Here is a 15,929-nt window from a genome sequence, read left to right on the forward strand (position 1 = left end):
ACCCCGTGGGAAGCAACGCCCCCGGGGGGGCTGATCCGGAAGGGGGAGGATGGAACGGCAAAACCCCGACACACGATTTTGAAACTGAAGGAATACAGGTAGTCATCATGCAGAAAATCATGCTCGTCGACGACGACGTGGACATCATCGAAACCTACAAACCCGTACTCGAGGCGGCCGGTTACGAAGTGCGCTACGCGCATGACAGTCAGGCGGGCTTCCGATTGTTCAAGGACTTCCATCCCGACGCCGCGGTGATCGATCTCGCGATGGAGCATTTCGACGCCGGTTTCGCGCTGTGCAAGCGCATCAAGGACACTCCCGAAGGCGAGCACATGCCCGTCATCATCATGACATCCGCCGGACACGACACCGGTATTCGTCTCTCCACGCAGAGCGAAGAAGAAAAGCAGTGGATCAAAGCGGACCATTATCTCGACAAACCCGTACCGCCGCAGGATCTCGTGCAATTCCTGCACGACAGAGTTCTGAAAGCGGTCGGATAGCGCAGCAATTTCCTTTTCGGATTGCCCCCCTCATGTAGAGACGTTGCATGCAACGTCTCTACATGAGGGGGGTGGGCTTGAATGCCCTAAAGAGTCCGGCGCCAGGCTATTTCCCGCCCTTCTCCGCAGCGCTCTCCCTGCACGCATACTCGCGCAGGTAGCGTCCCAGACGGGTGTTCTCGATACCGGGGATGGCGAGGGCGCGTTCGCAGATGTCAGGAGGCGATTTGACCATAAGACCGATGGTCATATCCCAGACGTACACCGATTGAACTTCATCCGGCCAGGCTGCGAAATGTCGCAGCAGGCGCTCGATATATTCGACGCGATTTTCATACAACCTGCCCTGCTTCATTGCAATCTCTCTACCAACACTACTGAGGATGTGCGAGTAATAATATCCAATGACGCCGTTTCTATACGGTGTCTCATTCTGGCCGTTCATCAAATCTTGGAATTCCGCTGGTAATTCATATTCTTCGCTACGGGATCTTCTCCGCTCACGAACGAGTTGTTCGGCAGCACGAAGTTTATTTCCAGTTGTGCCGCCTTCTGGAAGTGCATTCACATGTATCAATGCGCGAAGCGGCAGTTCATACTCTGCGCCGGAGTCCGTCGTGATGATCATGTCGAAACGGAGATACCAGTCACCGGGTGGTATCAGGCCACTGTTACCGGTGTCGGCGTCGTAGAGCAGCAGATCTACTCTGCGCGTGATGTAATACACGCTATTAGAACCGATGCGCATTGGACCTTGCCCCGTTTCGAGAAGGGTGAAAATATCTCCGCTCTCTTTGTTCATGACACTGAGAAAACGGTCGCTTCCTCTGACCGGGACGAAGCGCAGGTTCATTTTCTCCTCAGTCGGATTTTCGATGCGCAGCACTACCAGCGCCCTGTCATCCTGAATATAGTTGTATTTATCAGCTTCTATGGTACAATGTAGGGGCTGCGCTGTGAGCGGCTGTGCCACGAAGGTCTGCAGGAAGCTCAATGCTATCGTGGTCAGCAGGAAGTGAATGCACTGCAGGTGTTCAGCGGTTTTCATTGTTGAATCTCCTATTGGCGATGGCTGCAGTCTCTTCGTGGTGCAATGCTCACAGTGAAACACCCACGGGGTCACTTCCTGGGCGGAGAAAAAAGTTCAAGGAAATTTTCGTCACGCTGTAAAGTATCCTTTTTGGTCAATCGGACAAAGTCCCCCGCATCTTCATTTGGAAACAGCCGCCACCCTCCGGCGGGAATTGCTCAGCCCTGTCGCGACGAGAGTCGCCAGGCATGCATCCCGCGTTTGTGAGCACTTCCACTGAACGCATTTGTCCATCACAGGATTATCGAGTATGTTTCATTGCTGAATGGGCGACGGACGTAGTCACGACCGCCGTCGCCGCGCGTAAAATGTGCGCACCCTCCGCACCTCCCGCCGACTGGCGACCACCGTACCTTTCGCTGTTCTACCCGGATGCGCAAGCGCCCGTGCCATCCATTAGCGCCGGAGAGCGTTATTCATGCCCCTGCTCATTCTTTACGTATCGCCCGGACCCCAGCGTGAGCAACTGCTGCGCGCCATCAGCGGTGCCGCCGTGCCGGTATCCGTTGTCGAAGGGAGCGCGTTTTCTCCCGAGGGCATGAACGATACCGGAGAAGCGCGCTTCGCTGTCGTGCCATGGCGGGTGGATTCGGGTTGGGAGCTTTCCGATGACACCTTGCGGGCCCTGCGCGATGCGGTGGTGCCTCTGATCGCGCTGGTGGAAGATCAGGACGAGGAAGAGGCCTGCCTGCACCTGGGGCACAGCGTGCACGACATCGTGAGCGCTTCGCGGCCGGCGCGGCTGCTGCGCCACCTCACCTCGGATAGCTTTCGCACCGCATCCGCTGCCTCTGTGGAGCCCGGCACCATCGTGGAGCCACAGGATGGCGTGTCGGCGTCGCGCGTCGAGGCGGTCGCGTTGTTCGCGGAGGACAGGACCTTGTTGCGGTGGAATGCCACCGCGGAGTTGCTTTTCCAACCCGGCGTCACTATCGGCGTCGGGGAAGAGGTCGCCCCTCGCCGTTTCTCTGACGTGACGGATCTGCTCGAAAGCTCGCTCATCGTCGGCGCGGAGAAGACCGGTTACTGGAGCGGAACACTGACGCTGTGCCGCACTGACGGAACCCTCGTCTCCCTGCGCGCGCAACTGCACACCTTGCGCTCGGATGTCGCCGGCGCCAGGCAGTATCTGCTGCTCTGTCAGCCGCTCCCCGCTTCCTCGGGCACCGAGGAACGCGAAGTGCAGCCCGCGTCAATGATCGGACAGCTCAAGGGGCTCACCTATCAACGCCGTGTCGCAGATCCGGACTCTCTTCTTCTGTTTGGCGCCGTGCGTGAGCTCACGGGGTATGATGCGAAGGAATTTATCGGAAGGACGGTCCGCTGGCCGGATCTGTTGCATCCCGAGGACAGACCGCGCATGCTGCAAATCCTCGAGGAGCTGATAAGCGGCGCGCGTTCTTCCTTTGATGAAACCTACAGAATCTTCGACCGTGACGGCAGGGAGCGCCGCATCAAGGACGTCGCAGGACGCTGGGTGGACGCGAACGACGAAAAGGAGGTAGTGATTTCCGGACTCATTCTCGAGATCCATCACGAGAGGGATTTCACGGACCGGATGTTGTTGTCGGAAATGCTGTACCGCAATCTCTGGGAAATGGAAGCCGACGCGCTCTTCCTCATCGAACGGGATACGGGGCGGATCCTCGAGGTGAACGGTACCGCCTGTGTGATGTACGGCTTCGACCGCGCGGAATTGCTCAGCCGCCGCAACGTGGACCTCTCCGCCGAACCGGAACGGACGCACGCGGCCACGCACAGCGAGGTGACGGAGATCCCTGTCCGCTGGCATCGGAAAAAGGACGGGACGGTATTTCCGGTGGAGATACACGCGACGCATTTTGTCTGGAACGGCCGCAGTGTGCATCTTGCCGCCATTCGCGACATCTCCGAGCGACTGAGGCACGAAACACTGCTGCGCGACGCCGAAACCCGTTACCGCGCCTTCTTCGAGCAGGCACCCGACGGCATTGTCGTGCTCGATCCCATCTCCCTGCTGCCGCGAGAATTCAACACCGTGGCCAGTGCGCAGTTGGGATATGAAGCGGAAGAATTTGCGCGACGCAGTCTTCGGGAAATTTTCGTCCAGAACGACCAACCGCTCGACAGCATTCTCGCGACCGTCCGCAGTGCGGGGAGAATGGATTTTTCGGCGATGCTGCGCAGGCGGGACGGCGGCTTCGCGGACATGGACGTGACGCTGGTATCGGTCGATCTCGCGGAGAGAACGGTCTTCTACGGCATTCTGCGCGACGTCAGCACACGCCGTATTGTCGAGGCCAACCTGCGCACGTTGTCGCGCGCGGTGGAGCAAAGCCCCGCGATGATTGTCATCACCAATGCCGAGGGTGGCATCGAATACGTCAATCCGCGCTTCACCGCCGTGACCGGATATACCGCCGGGGAGGTGATCGGTCAGACACCAAGACTTCTGAAATCGGGGGAAACGTCCGACGACGTCTATACAGAACTCTGGAGAACGCTGGCCCGCGGCGACGAATGGCGTGGCGAACTGCACAATCGCAGAAAAAACGGCGAACTGTACTGGGCGCTCGTTTCCATCTCGCCGGTGCGGGATGCCAACGGCCAAACACTGCATTACGTTGCGGTGCAGGAAGACATCACCGCCACAAAGCTCATACAGCAGGACCTCATCGAGGCGAGGGACCGCGCGGAGCGATCGGACCGCCTCAAGGACGCCTTCATCGCCAACATGTCGCATGAGATCCGCACGCCCCTGAACATCATCCTCGGCTTTACCGGTGTGCTCAAGGCGCTGCTCGAGAGCACCACCGACGAGGAAATCGAACTGTGTCTGGACAGTATCGAACGCGGCGGCGCGCGTCTGCTGCGCACGGTCGAAGAGATTTTGAATATTTCGAGCATTCAGGCCGGTACCTTTCCGCATGCGCCATTACCTCTGCCTGTGGATCATCACGTACAGCAGACCGTCAAGGACTTCTCCGCGCAGGCAGCGGAGCGGCGGCTCGCACTGGATTTCCGTCCCGGCGGAGGGAGCAGCTACATTGTCGCGGACCCCTATGTTTTCGTGCAGGCACTGTCCAATCTGCTGGACAACGCACTGAAATTCACGAAGGAGGGCGGTGTGGTGGTCAGCACCACGGCGGCGCCGGAGCGAGTCGTCGTCGAAGTGGAGGACACCGGTATCGGCATTGCTGCTGAGTATTTACCCTACCTGTTCGACAGCTTCACGCAGGAGCACTCCGGAAACTCCCGCCCCTTCGAAGGCCTCGGTCTCGGTATGGCGCTCACCCGGCGGTATGTGGAGATGTGCAACGGCGAGATCAGCGTGTACAGTGAAAAAGGAAAAGGGACCAAGTTTACTCTTAGCTTCCCCGCTTCGCGGCTCGATCCGTCGTAATTCCGGGAGTTCATTGAACGCAGAACACGGAACGCAGAACACGCAGAAAAGACAGAATACGCAGAAAGAGAAAAGACGCAGAAAAGACAGAACACGGAACGCAGAACACGCAGAAAAGACAGAACACGGAACGCAGAACACGCAGAAAAGACAGAACACGCAGAAAGGACAGAACACGCAGAAGGAGAGAAGACGCAGAAAGGTATCTTCAAGTCGCGTTTGTAGTACCTCGTGCCTCGTAAATCGTAGTCGTAAGTCGTAATTCGTAAGTCGTAAATCAACAACGGCCCCCGATGGAGGCCGTTGTTGTGAGAGTCGGATGAAGTTCGATCAGCTTTCGATGCCGAGCAGTTCGATTTCGAAGATGAGGGTGGCATTGGGACCGATGTCCTCGCCGGCACCGCGCTCGCCGTAGCCGAGTTCGGAGGGGATGAACACCTGCCACTTGGAACCAACAGGCATCATCTGCAGGACTTCCGTCCAGCCGGCGATGACGCCGGTGACGGGGAATACCGCCGGCTCACCGCGATCGATGGAACTGTCGAATTGCTTGCCGTCAATCAGCGTGCCTTTGTAGTGACACTTCACGCGGTCGCTGCTGGTGGGCTTGGGGCCGTCGCCCATTTTGATGACCTTGTACTGCAGTCCGGACGCGGTGGTCTGCACGCCTTCTTTGGTCTTGTTTTCCGCGAGGAATTTCTTGCCGGCATCGAGATTCTTGGAACCGTCGGCCTTACGCTTTTCTTCCTGCTTCGCCATCAGTTCGGTCTGATAGGCCATCATGATCTGCTGGGCCTGCTCCTCGTTCAGAAGGGCTTTCTTCTCGGTCAATACGTCGTTGATTGCCGCGGCGAGAATGTTGGCGTCCACTTCCACGCTCTGCATTTTAAAATTCTGCCCGATATTGAACCCGATGGCGTAGCTGACGCTGTCCTGGTGGGTCTTCAGTTCCTTGACCACCTGCGCATTATTTTCGCAGGAGACCAGGAGCAGGGCCATGGTGAGGGTTGCAAGAAATCGCATGAGATGTACTCTCCTTGGTGATGTGATATGCATATGAGAAACAGCTACAAACACATAAGTTAGAGAAAGATTCGCTCATAACGCAAGGGCGTTGATTCTACCCCGAATTTCTCAATGAACAGCGGCTACACATACACGGATATCGTTCCCCCCGCATTCGCCGGCGACACCGTACTCGATTATTATGCGAAGCGCTACCGGCACTCGTCGCGGGAGGAATGGCTCGAACGCATCCGCGAAGGACGTGTGCTGCTCGATGCCCGGGTCGCGCAGGCGGACCAGCGCCTGGCGGCGGGCGATCGTCTGCAGTACACCCGCAAGGCCTGGGATGAACCCGCCGCACCTGCGGAGCTTACCGTCATCGCCTCGGGCGAAGGGTGGATGGTGTTCCACAAACCCGAGGGACTGCCCGTGCTCCCGGGGGCGGGTTTTCTCGAACATACGCTGCTGCACACCGCGCGCGCCGCTTTCGGGGACAACCTGGCTCCCGTGCATCGGCTGGGACGCGGCACAACAGGTGCTATACTGTTTTCGACCGACAGCAGCGCCGCCGCGACGCTTGCCCGGGCAATGCGCGAGCGGCGTATTCGGAAAACCTATCTCGCACTCGCGTCGGGCCTACCCTCCGACGACGCGTTTACCGTAGACGTTCCCATTGGTCCCGTACCGCATGCATTGCTCGGTACCGTGTACGCGGCCAATCCTCAGGGGAAACCCTCGGTCAGTCACTGTCGCATTATCAGGAGGGATGCGGCGGCGGGATGCAGTCTGATTGAAGTCCGAATTCCGACGGGTCGGCCGCATCAGATTCGCATTCACCTCGCTGCGGCAGGCTTTCCGCTGGCGGGGGATCCCCTGTACACCATCGGCGGTCTCCCGCAGCTTCCGGACGATGTTCGGCGGCAAGCGGTGCCCGGTGACTGCGGCTACCTGCTGCATTCCTGGAAAATCCGTTTTCCGGAGCCGTCTTCGGAAAGCGAAACGGAAATTATCGCCGAGCCGCCACCCGCATTGCGGTGAACCTGTCTGTCCGTCCGGCGGCTCGTTGGAAAATGAGCAAAGAGGGCGAGAATAGCCTTGATTCGGGAGAATGCATGTCGTAACATATTACTTTGTGCCAGACGCGCGACGGACAGGCGGGATGGAGTCTGTGCTGACGAGTATCGAACACGTGGATAACACGATCTGAATACCCGCGCTGTATGTTGCCCTGGTCCTGTCACCTACATCCAGAGAAGACTATTATGCACTCCGAGCTCTCACCCGTTACCATGTACCGCCTCCCGTGGAATCTGACAGACAACGCCATTTCCTGGCTCGAACCGACCAGCGCCTGCAATCTGTATTGCGACGGCTGCTACAGGGAAAACCGCAAGGACTCCCACAAATCACTGCACGCCATCGGCCATGAACTCGATGTTTTCGAGAAGTACCGGAAATGCGACGGAGTTTCCATCGCCGGTGGCGAACCGCTCGCACATCCCGATATCGTCGAAATCGTCCGCATGGTCAAACGGAAAGGGTGGAAGGCCATCATCAATTCCAATGGAGGACTGCTGACGCCGGAGTTGCTGCGCGAGCTCAAGCGCGCGGGCGCCGACGGTTTTACTTTTCATGTGGACAGCGGGCAGGTGCGTCCGCAGTACAAGGGCTGCAACGAAATAGAACTGAATGAGCTTCGCAACAAGCTCGCCGACATGCTGCACGACGTCGGCGGTATGACGTGTTCCTTCAATGCGACAGTGTACCCCGAGACCCTGCACTACGTCCCGGCATTGCTGCAGTGGGCGCAGGAAAAAATAGACCGTGTGCATGTGATGGTGTTCATCAATTACCGCATGGCGGTCATGGGCAAGGATGTCGATTTCTATATCGGCGACCAGCAGGTGCGCTTCGACGATATGATGTACTCGAAAAAGGACGACCACCGCCGCACGGACATCTCCTCGCCGGAGGTGGTCGATGTGATCAGAACACAGTATCCGGATTTCACACCCTGCGCGTATCTGAATGGCAGCGAGAGCCCTGACTCCTACAAATGGCTGATGACGGGACGCATGGGCAACAGCCGTCAGATTTTCGGTTACGTCGGTCCCAAGTTCATGGAAATCGTCCAGACCGGCAATCATCTGTTCACCGGCAAGTATCTCGCCTACGGCAGCCCCGCCATGCAGCGCAGGGGACGACTGTACTCGTTGCTGGCACCCTTCGATGCAGGCATCCGCGGCGTGATGAAGTCCTGGCTCGGATCGTTGTTCCGGCAGCCCGCGGCGTTTTTCAAACGGATCCATTTCCAGTCTGTCATGATCATTCAGCCGGCGGATATTCTCGCCAACGGCGCTGTCAACATGTGCGATGGTTGTCCCGACATCACGGTGTGGAACGATCAGCTGGTGTGGAGCTGCCGCATGGAGGAGCAGCTTCGCTGGGGACAAAACGTCCGTATGGTGCCGAAGAGAAAGGCGGAAAAGGTTGAGGCGGAGGAGTCCTCTGTTCATGGCTGAATCGCTGGGCGGTAGCGCGCAGCGGCTCTGACGCAGCATCTGCGACGCGCAGGGTATGTGACGGGGGATGGATTTGTCTTGCCGCCTCCCCTGCTCTACATTGCCGATACCACCGCAGCGGAGCAGACATGCAGGACGAGGCAACGACGGCGTACTACCACATCGCCTACAGCGATCATGACATCATGAATCCCATATCGGACGAGCGCTTCATGCTGCTGGCCCGACAATGCGGCCTGTCGGAGAGTTCGCGTGTCATCGATATCGGAGGGGGAAACGGTCACGCGGCGTTATTGCTCTGCCGCGAATGGGGGTGCCGTGTCGAGCATATCGACGTGTCGCCGCAGTGGACCGCCGAAGCGCGTCGCCGCTTCAGCGACGCCGGACTGGAGGCGCTCGTACAGTTGCGTTGCGCCGATGCGTCTGACATCGTGCTGGACGACCGCGATGTGGACCTCGTCATTTGTCTCGGAACGACGCCCATCTACGGTGATTTCCGTGCCGCTCTCGGCGTTCTGCACCGGGCGTTGCGGCCCGGGGGACATCTCATCATCGGAGAGCCGACACAAGACCGCTCCGTCCCCTTGCGCTACAAAGAATATCTCGCGCGCATGCAGTGGCATATCTGTTCCTCGCGCGATATTCTCGGTGCAGTCGCAGCGCATGATTGCGAGATGCTCTGGTTGTTGCGCAGTACGAAGGATGAATGGGACCGTTATATGAGCATGCAGTGGCACGCCATTACGCGGCACGCCGCCGAACATCCGCACGATGCGGAGGCACAGGAATTTCTCGAATGGATGCGTGACGAACAGGATGTATATCTCCGCTATCAGCGGCACTGGATTGACTGGAATGTCATGCTCCTCCGAACATGGTGAAGGATCGTGAATTGGTACGCGGCGGAGGGAATCGCTGTCACTCATTACCTTCACCCTATACTCTTCACCCTTTACCTCCCCAAGTGTCGCCCTTCCCCCCGGGCTGACGCCCGGGGTTAGAGGAAGTGTCGCCCTTCCCCCCGGGCTGACGCCCGGGGTTAGAGGAAGTGTCGCCCTTCGGGCTGATGGCGGATGTGCTGTGCGCGTGGCCCCCCGGGCTGACGCCCGGGGTTAGAGGAAGTGTCGCCTTTCGGGCTCTTCACCCTTCACCCTTTACCCTTCACCCTTTACCTCCCCCAGGTGTCGCCCTTCCCCCGGGCTGACGCCCGGGGTTAGAGGAAGTGTCGCCCTTCGGGCTTGTCATCAGGTGGTGTGTTCGTGCGTGCCGCCCACACTGACGTGTGGGGTTTGAGGAAGTGTCGCCCTTCGGGCTCTTCACCCTTTACCCTTCACCCTTCACCCTTCACCTCCCCAAGTGTCGCCCTTCCCCCCAGGCTGACGCCCGGGGTTAGAGGAAGTGTCGCCCTTCGGGCTCTTCACTCTTCACCCTTCACCCTTTACCCTTTACCCTTCACCCTTCACCCTTCACCCTTCACCCTTCACCCTTTACCCTTCACCCTTTACCCTTCACCCTTCACCCTTTACCCTTCACCCTTTACCCTTCACCCTTTACCTCCTCAGGTGCCGTCAGTCTCAGTCAGTGCTGCGCTGCGTTCCATCGTACATCGTACGTCGTACATCGGAAGTGCTATATTGCGCTATGAGCAGAGCATTCGGCATCGAGCTGACCGACGGGATGAAGCACATGGTAGTCTCGGCTGTGTCGTTCAGTCTGATGGGGTTGTTTGTGCGAATGCTTCGGGAACTGCCGTCCATAGAAATCGTCATGTTCCGGGCCGGTATCAGTCTGGTGATTTCGGCGGGATTGCTGATACACGCACGGAAGTCGCTCATCGGCAAGCATCGGGGATTGCTGTTTCTGCGTGGACTGTTCGGCTTCATCGCCCTGAGCGCCTATTTTTATTCGATACACGAGCTACCGCTCGCGGAAGCCGTACCCGTGCAATACACGAGCCCTTTGTTCACCGCGATGCTGGCGCCGCTGATACTCAAGGAAAAAAACAAAGGCAACGAATGGCTGGCCATGCTCACGGCGTTTGCGGGCGTCCTGATCATCGCACGTCCCGGGTCATTCTCCTCCGCGGTTCCGGTGCTGATCGGGTTGAGCGGGGCGTTCTGCAGCGGCGTTGCGTATAACATCGTTCGAAAGCTTGGCATGAAGGGTGAAGATCCGCTTACCATCGTCATGTATTTTCCCCTGGTCGCGCTGTTGTTGGGGACCCCATTCGCCATTGACCACTGGCGCATGCCCGTCGGCTGGGAGTGGGGTGCGTTGCTGATGGTCGGTATCACCACGCAGACGGGTCAGGTAGCGCTTACCAAAGGACTGCGGCTGGAGCGGGCGGCACGTGCGAGCATCGTGAATTATCTGGTTATCTTTCTCTCGACGATCTATTCGCTCGTGCTTGGAGAAGAGCTTGGTCTGGCGTCATTCGTCGGTATGGCGCTCATCCTTCTCGGTATCACCTTGGTCGGACGGCAACGGTCATGAAACACTCTGTTGTACTCATCGGAATGATATGCGCTATCCTGCTCCCCAGGCAGTTTGCACAAGCACAGCTGCCGCAACGGCTCGGTGCGTGGGAATTGCGGGAAAACGAAGCGGCGAGCGGCAAATATCCGCCGCGTATGGACGCGGTGCGCTTCGACGCCTTTGGCGCCAAACGCGTATGGGGCGTATATCGGCGTGCACGGGAGGAGATGACGGTTCTGCTCGCCGAATGTGAAACGCGGGAGCGTGCCTTCGGCCTGTTTGGGGCTGCGGCGCAGGGGATGCGGCATGGCATCGTCGGGGACGCGTTTTCAATGGAACGTGCAGCCCAGCATATTCATTACGGTCCGTTTTACCTGTACATCAGCGCGTCGGGACGTGGAGCCCGTGTAGCGGAGGATCTGATCCTCGGACTGAAACGCGCGTTGTTCAATCGCGCGGACTGCTACGCGAGCGATATCCCGCTGCCCATTGACGACCGCGTTCTCGGCAGCGAATTGTATATTCCGCCGGACGGGCGTGCCTGGGGAGAACTGCTTCTCCCCGGCCTCGAACCTGTGATGCCGTTGATTCGGGGACGCGCCGCATGGATTGCACGCTACGACATACGCGACGCAAAGGCGCAACGTCTCTTGGTGTCGCTGCCCATGCGCTCTGTGGAAGCCCTCAAAGCCCTCGAGGCGGGTATCATCGAACGGTACGCGACAGAAGGGACTGCGGATGAGGATTGCCGGCTTGCGTCCTTTCTTTGGAGGACGTACATCATTCATATTCTGCCCGGTAAGGGGCGGCTCTTTATCGCAGTTGTTCCGGCTCGCGACAGCGAAGGCTGCGCCTGGGCCGGCAGGGCGGATGACGAATAAACTGCCCTTCTCGGCATGGAGCAGTGTGCCGCGGGGAACCGGGCCATAGCGCGATTCTGACGCGGGTATCGGGTTACTTCTCCCGCAACAATGCTCCGCAGTTTTCGACAACGGGGTTTTGAATTCATCCGGGTGATGCACAATTTTTATGGTGCCAATGTTCGCCGTCTCTGTACCACTCTGTCTGATATTCGATCCGAAGGGCTGGCGGGGACGCGATTACGCGGCGACGTGGTACCGAGCGTCTATGTGCGGTTTGTAACAGAACATCGAACACCAGCATCGCAGAGAATGACCATGCCCCTGACACCGTGGAAAAAAGTGAAAGAAGAAATCCTCCATGCCAATCCCTGGTGGACGTACAAACGTGACCAGGTGCTTCGCCATGATGACAGCCATGGAGAGTATCATTATGTCGAGACACCGGGTTCTGTGATGGTAATCCCGCGCACAGCGGAAGGTGAGTTCCTTCTCGTGCGGCAGTATCGCCACCTGAATCAGCGCGAGAGCATCGAATTTCCGGCTGGCGGAGTCAAAGCGGGGCAGAGCTGGGATGCCGCCGCAAGGGCGGAACTGCGTGAAGAAGCAGGCACCACCGCGACGACACTCACGCTGATCGGCAGTTTCAACCCATTCAACGGAGTGACGAATGAAATCTGTCGGGTCTATGCAGCCAGCGGTTTGGCGGCGGTTGCAGCACAACCCGATCCATCGGAGCAATTCGAAGTCCTTGTGCTGACCGAGACCGACATTCATGCGCTGATCGCCGCCGGGGAGCTCTGGGACGGCATGTCGCTTGCCGCCTGGTCGCTGTACCGGAACACGCAGTTCGGCGCACAATTTGTTCGTGGAGACGAATGACGACACGACGACGACCGACCCATGGATGTCCTCTTCGCACGGTACTCACGGTCGCAGTGCTGCTGCCGATTTTCGCCGGGAGCGCGGCAGCGCAACAGGCACCATCACGTGGTGGTGACCCTGCGGTTGTCTGTGGCGCGGATGTTCTTATCCGGGACTCGCTGCATCTGTGCCGCGGAAAACGCGTCGGCGTCATCACCAATCACACGGGAGTGCTGGGAGACGGCACGCTGTTGATCGACCGCTTGCGGCGGGAAGAGGGAGTGACGCTTGCGGCAATATTCAGTCCGGAGCACGGCCCGAACGGTTCCGCACCCGATGGCGCGTTTATTGCGGACGGAAAGGACGGCGATGTGAAGGTGTATTCACTGTACGGTACAGTACGCAAGCCGACGGCAGGTATGCTGGAGGGACTCGATGTCCTGCTGTATGATCTGCAGGACGCCGGGTCACGATACTATACCTACATCTCAACCCTCGCGTTGTGCCTGGAAGCGGCCGCCGGGGCCGGCATACCTCTCGTGGTGCTGGACAGACCCAATCCGCTCGGAGGAGAAATGATCGAGGGACCGCTCCGCCGTGAAGGTATGCAGTCATTCGTCGGGATGCTGCCCGTTCCCGTCAGGCACGGGATGACGGCAGGTGAGTTGGCGTCCATGATGATCGCGGAGGGGTGGATTCGTGCTTCCGGGGTGAAGCTGCACGTCATTCCCATGCGCGGTTGGAGTCGGTCCATGTATTACGAAGAAACGGGTCTGCGCTGGCTGCCACCGTCACCGAATCTCCGGACGGTTGAGGCGGCGCTCGCATACGCCGGCACCTGTCTGCTGGAGGGCAGCGCAATCAGCGAGGGGCGTGGAACGGATGCGCCCTTCCTGCAGTTTGGCGCGCCGTTTATCGATGGAGAAGAGGTCGCGGAGGCCTTGACCGTCCTGGGACTTCCCGGGGTGCGCTTCCATGCTGTGACCTTTACTCCTAAGGCAGACCACGGAAGCGCGCGACCAAAATTCGCGGGTGTGCCATGCTTCGGGATACGGCTGCATGTAACCGATCGGAAACTGTTCCGTCCTTTTGAAACCGGAAGAAAAATTCTGTCCGTGTTGCACCATCTCTATGGTGAAAGAATGGTGTTCACGTCGTATCTTGACAGTCTTGCTGGTGTGGCGGATTTTGCGGACCGCTGTGTGCGAATCCCTCCCGTATCGAATGAATGCGACTGGACCGAAGAGATTCGAGACTTCTTCCACCGCCGTACCGGCTATCTGCTCTACCACTGAATTTCCATTGGTACCCCCATGCGACGATCACTGCATCTTTTATTGTTCAGTATGCTGTTGCTTGCCTGTTCTTCCTGTCGTCACCATGCGGAAGACGCCCCCGGCAATACGGATAGTACCGTCGTACAGTCCGAGGTTCTTCCGCAGGATGAACAGGGGACGGCGGTGCGTCTCGACGATCCGCTGGTGCTTACGTACCGGTTTACGAAAGGCGAGAGCTTCGCTTATCAGATCCGGAAGAAGGAAAGTCTGTCCATGTTCCGGGATTCGCTGCTCGATGAGAAGAATGATGTAACGATCACCCGCTGGTACACCTTCAAAGTGCTGGAATCGCATTCGCAGGGAGGGGGACGTTTGCTCGCCGAATGCGTCCGCGTTCTCTATGACGGCCAGTACAGCGGGCCGTCGGGCAAACGGGAAATGAAATACGATTCGCGCGAGAACAACGCGCCAAACACGGAGCGATTGCTGTCCGAATTCAACGCCCCTGTAGGTCATCCCTTCGAGGTTGTGGTTGCACCCGATGGCCGCATCGCAGCCGTGGAGAAACTGGATGCGGTGATACGGAACTATATGAAAGAGGACTACGCCACCACCAAATCCGATCAGATCAAGGCGATCACGCAGGATTACGCCCAAACGGGGATAAAAAGCGTGCTGCAGCTCGTGTTTCAGAAATTGCATGACAAGCCGGTCGCGCAGGATTCCTCATGGGTCATCATCAATGCGCGGAAGCTCGGCTACCTGAGTTTGCGTGACGACGCGGTGTACACTTTTCATGGCATCACGGGCGCCGAACTTGGAAAACTTGCGCATATCGGCGTGCGACTCACCTCCACGTACACCGGGAATCCTTCCTTCGACACGGGACAGGGCTGGGCAACAATGAAGGATTTCGACATCGCCGGTGTTGGACGAACGTCCTTCAATCTGGACAAAGGTCGTGTCCATCGCCGCAGCATCTCGAATTCGGTCTTCGTCAATATGTTCGTGGAACCACCGGAGGAACTGAAGCGCCTTGCTCCGGACCAGGCACGTAACCATTGGTGGTCGCAAAAGGCCGTAACCGAAGACAACATCGAGCCCTACCAGCCCTGACGAAGCGGAGTACCACGGAATGAAACGCATCGCGGACAGGACGCTCATCATCCCTACGATCCGGCTTCGGGATGGCCGCTGCTGCCAGGTGCCTGTCGGTGAACCGGGAACCGAGGCCGCCTATCCGTCGGATCCCGCGGAACAGGCGGTTCTGTGGCGCCACGAGAACATGAAGATGCTGCATGTCATCGCCGAAGAATCCGCGGAGTGTACTCTGGAACAGCAGGTGCCGTTGCTGCAGCGCATCATCAACGCAGTCGAAATCTCGATTCAGGTCGAAGCACAATTTATGAGCGATATGGACTTTGTGCTCCTTTTTGAGCAGACCGGCGCCTATCGCGCTGTTCTGGACGAGAACCTGTCCGCGAATTTGGACCGGGTAGCGCATTTGATCGGCCGCTTCGGTCCGCGGAAAATCGTACCGTCGCTTCGCATCCGGCACGAGGCGACGACGGCGGACAGGGGGCCGCAGGAGGATGAAAGCGCCCTGCTACGGCAGGCCGAACAGCTCGCCGCCTGCGGTGTCGAACGTATCGTCATGGACGCGCGTCAAATTTCTTCTGGTCCCCCCATTCACAGTTTGCTTTCCCTCGTCGAACGAGCTAACTTGTCGGTTACGCTGAACGGTTCCGTTCGCGGTTTCCAGGATCTGAAGCTACTGTATCCACTTCGAGACAAGCGAATCGATTCCATTATTATGGAAAATGCGCTATATTCAAATGCTTTTCCGTGTCAGAAGATCTGGAGGCAGGCGGAACAGCAATTGGTCGTCCGGAACGAACCACTCTAGGCAGGTCACGGATGAAGCTCACAGCTATCATGGAAATTTGTC

Annotated in this window: 13 protein-coding genes; 11 read left to right on the top strand and 2 right to left on the bottom strand. The window is 58.3% G+C overall.

Going from position 1 to position 15,929, the window contains the following annotated elements; genetic code table 11:
- Positions 1 to 107 precede the first annotated feature (107 nt).
- Entirely contained in the window at positions 108 to 506 is a 399-nt protein-coding gene (locus M5R41_16530) for a response regulator (protein ID MCZ7558008.1), read from the top strand.
- A 106-nt stretch (positions 507 to 612) separates the two neighbouring features.
- On the opposite strand, the gene M5R41_16535 is transcribed toward M5R41_16530, so the two are convergent.
- Complete coding sequence (locus M5R41_16535; GenBank protein ID MCZ7558009.1) at positions 613 to 1,554, bottom strand: hypothetical protein; 942 nt, start codon at positions 1,552 to 1,554, stop codon at positions 613 to 615.
- 460 nt (positions 1,555 to 2,014) lie between these two features.
- Here M5R41_16535 and M5R41_16540 point away from each other — a divergent pair, with 460 nt between their 5' ends.
- Positions 2,015 to 4,978, top strand: coding sequence for a PAS domain S-box protein (locus M5R41_16540; GenBank protein ID MCZ7558010.1), 2,964 nt, complete (start codon positions 2,015 to 2,017; stop codon positions 4,976 to 4,978).
- Between the two features lie 330 nt (positions 4,979 to 5,308).
- Here the strand turns inward: M5R41_16540 and M5R41_16545 are convergent, their stop codons facing one another.
- Entirely contained in the window at positions 5,309 to 5,971 is a 663-nt protein-coding gene (locus M5R41_16545; GenBank protein ID MCZ7558011.1) for an FKBP-type peptidyl-prolyl cis-trans isomerase, read from the bottom strand.
- Positions 5,972 to 6,115: 144 nt separating this feature from the next.
- Here M5R41_16545 and M5R41_16550 point away from each other — a divergent pair, with 144 nt between their 5' ends.
- The 9 genes from M5R41_16550 to M5R41_16590 all read left to right on the top strand — a co-directional run bounded on the left by M5R41_16550 (position 6,116) and on the right by M5R41_16590 (position 15,887).
- The gene (locus M5R41_16550) at positions 6,116 to 7,021 is read left to right on the top strand and encodes a pseudouridine synthase (protein MCZ7558012.1); all 906 of its coding nucleotides are present in this window, start codon (positions 6,116 to 6,118) and stop codon (positions 7,019 to 7,021) included.
- Between the two features lie 224 nt (positions 7,022 to 7,245).
- Positions 7,246 to 8,505, top strand: coding sequence for a radical SAM protein (locus M5R41_16555; GenBank protein MCZ7558013.1), 1,260 nt, complete (start codon positions 7,246 to 7,248; stop codon positions 8,503 to 8,505).
- A 128-nt stretch (positions 8,506 to 8,633) separates the two neighbouring features.
- Positions 8,634 to 9,386 (top strand): class I SAM-dependent methyltransferase, encoded by a 753-nt coding sequence (locus M5R41_16560; protein ID MCZ7558014.1) that lies wholly within the window; start codon positions 8,634 to 8,636, stop codon positions 9,384 to 9,386.
- Between the two features lie 760 nt (positions 9,387 to 10,146).
- On the top strand, positions 10,147 to 10,998 hold the full coding sequence (locus M5R41_16565) for a DMT family transporter (GenBank protein MCZ7558015.1): 852 nt from the start codon (positions 10,147 to 10,149) through the stop codon (positions 10,996 to 10,998).
- Positions 10,995 to 11,861, top strand: coding sequence for a hypothetical protein (locus M5R41_16570; protein MCZ7558016.1), 867 nt, complete (start codon positions 10,995 to 10,997; stop codon positions 11,859 to 11,861). The genes M5R41_16565 and M5R41_16570 overlap by 4 nt, the downstream gene beginning before the upstream one ends.
- Positions 11,862 to 12,158: 297 nt before the next feature.
- Entirely contained in the window at positions 12,159 to 12,722 is a 564-nt protein-coding gene (locus tag M5R41_16575) for an NUDIX hydrolase (GenBank protein MCZ7558017.1), read from the top strand.
- Entirely contained in the window at positions 12,719 to 13,999 is a 1,281-nt protein-coding gene (locus M5R41_16580) for a DUF1343 domain-containing protein (protein ID MCZ7558018.1), read from the top strand. The genes M5R41_16575 and M5R41_16580 overlap by 4 nt, the downstream gene beginning before the upstream one ends.
- Before the next feature lie 18 nt (positions 14,000 to 14,017).
- Positions 14,018 to 15,097: a DUF6263 family protein gene (locus tag M5R41_16585; GenBank protein ID MCZ7558019.1), complete on the top strand. Its 1,080-nt coding sequence runs from the start codon at positions 14,018 to 14,020 to the stop codon at positions 15,095 to 15,097.
- A gap of 19 nt (positions 15,098 to 15,116) precedes the next feature.
- Positions 15,117 to 15,887, top strand: a complete 771-nt coding sequence (locus tag M5R41_16590) for a HisA/HisF-related TIM barrel protein (protein ID MCZ7558020.1) — start codon at positions 15,117 to 15,119, stop codon at positions 15,885 to 15,887.
- The last annotated feature ends 42 nt before the right edge of the window (positions 15,888 to 15,929 follow it).

It is taken from the genome of Bacteroidia bacterium (assembly GCA_027493955.1).
In the GTDB taxonomy this organism is placed as follows: Bacteria; Bacteroidota; Ignavibacteria; order SZUA-365; family SZUA-365; genus JAOSJT01.

What these genes read in the sequence shown, in the direction of transcription:
- M5R41_16530 (MCZ7558008.1), top strand. Translation starts at nt 108, where the DNA reads ATGCAGAAAATCATGCTCGTCGACGACGACGTGGACATCATCGAAACC.
- M5R41_16535 (MCZ7558009.1), bottom strand. Translation starts at nt 1,554, where the DNA reads ATGAAAACCGCTGAACACCTGCAGTGCATTCACTTCCTGCTGACCACG.
- M5R41_16540 (MCZ7558010.1), top strand. Translation starts at nt 2,015, where the DNA reads ATGCCCCTGCTCATTCTTTACGTATCGCCCGGACCCCAGCGTGAGCAA.
- M5R41_16550 (MCZ7558012.1), top strand. Translation starts at nt 6,116, where the DNA reads ATGAACAGCGGCTACACATACACGGATATCGTTCCCCCCGCATTCGCC.
- M5R41_16555 (MCZ7558013.1), top strand. Translation starts at nt 7,246, where the DNA reads ATGCACTCCGAGCTCTCACCCGTTACCATGTACCGCCTCCCGTGGAAT.
- M5R41_16560 (MCZ7558014.1), top strand. Translation starts at nt 8,634, where the DNA reads ATGCAGGACGAGGCAACGACGGCGTACTACCACATCGCCTACAGCGAT.
- M5R41_16565 (MCZ7558015.1), top strand. Translation starts at nt 10,147, where the DNA reads ATGAGCAGAGCATTCGGCATCGAGCTGACCGACGGGATGAAGCACATG.
- M5R41_16570 (MCZ7558016.1), top strand. Translation starts at nt 10,995, where the DNA reads ATGAAACACTCTGTTGTACTCATCGGAATGATATGCGCTATCCTGCTC.
- M5R41_16575 (MCZ7558017.1), top strand. Translation starts at nt 12,159, where the DNA reads ATGCCCCTGACACCGTGGAAAAAAGTGAAAGAAGAAATCCTCCATGCC.
- M5R41_16580 (MCZ7558018.1), top strand. Translation starts at nt 12,719, where the DNA reads ATGACGACACGACGACGACCGACCCATGGATGTCCTCTTCGCACGGTA.
- M5R41_16585 (MCZ7558019.1), top strand. Translation starts at nt 14,018, where the DNA reads ATGCGACGATCACTGCATCTTTTATTGTTCAGTATGCTGTTGCTTGCC.
- M5R41_16590 (MCZ7558020.1), top strand. Translation starts at nt 15,117, where the DNA reads ATGAAACGCATCGCGGACAGGACGCTCATCATCCCTACGATCCGGCTT.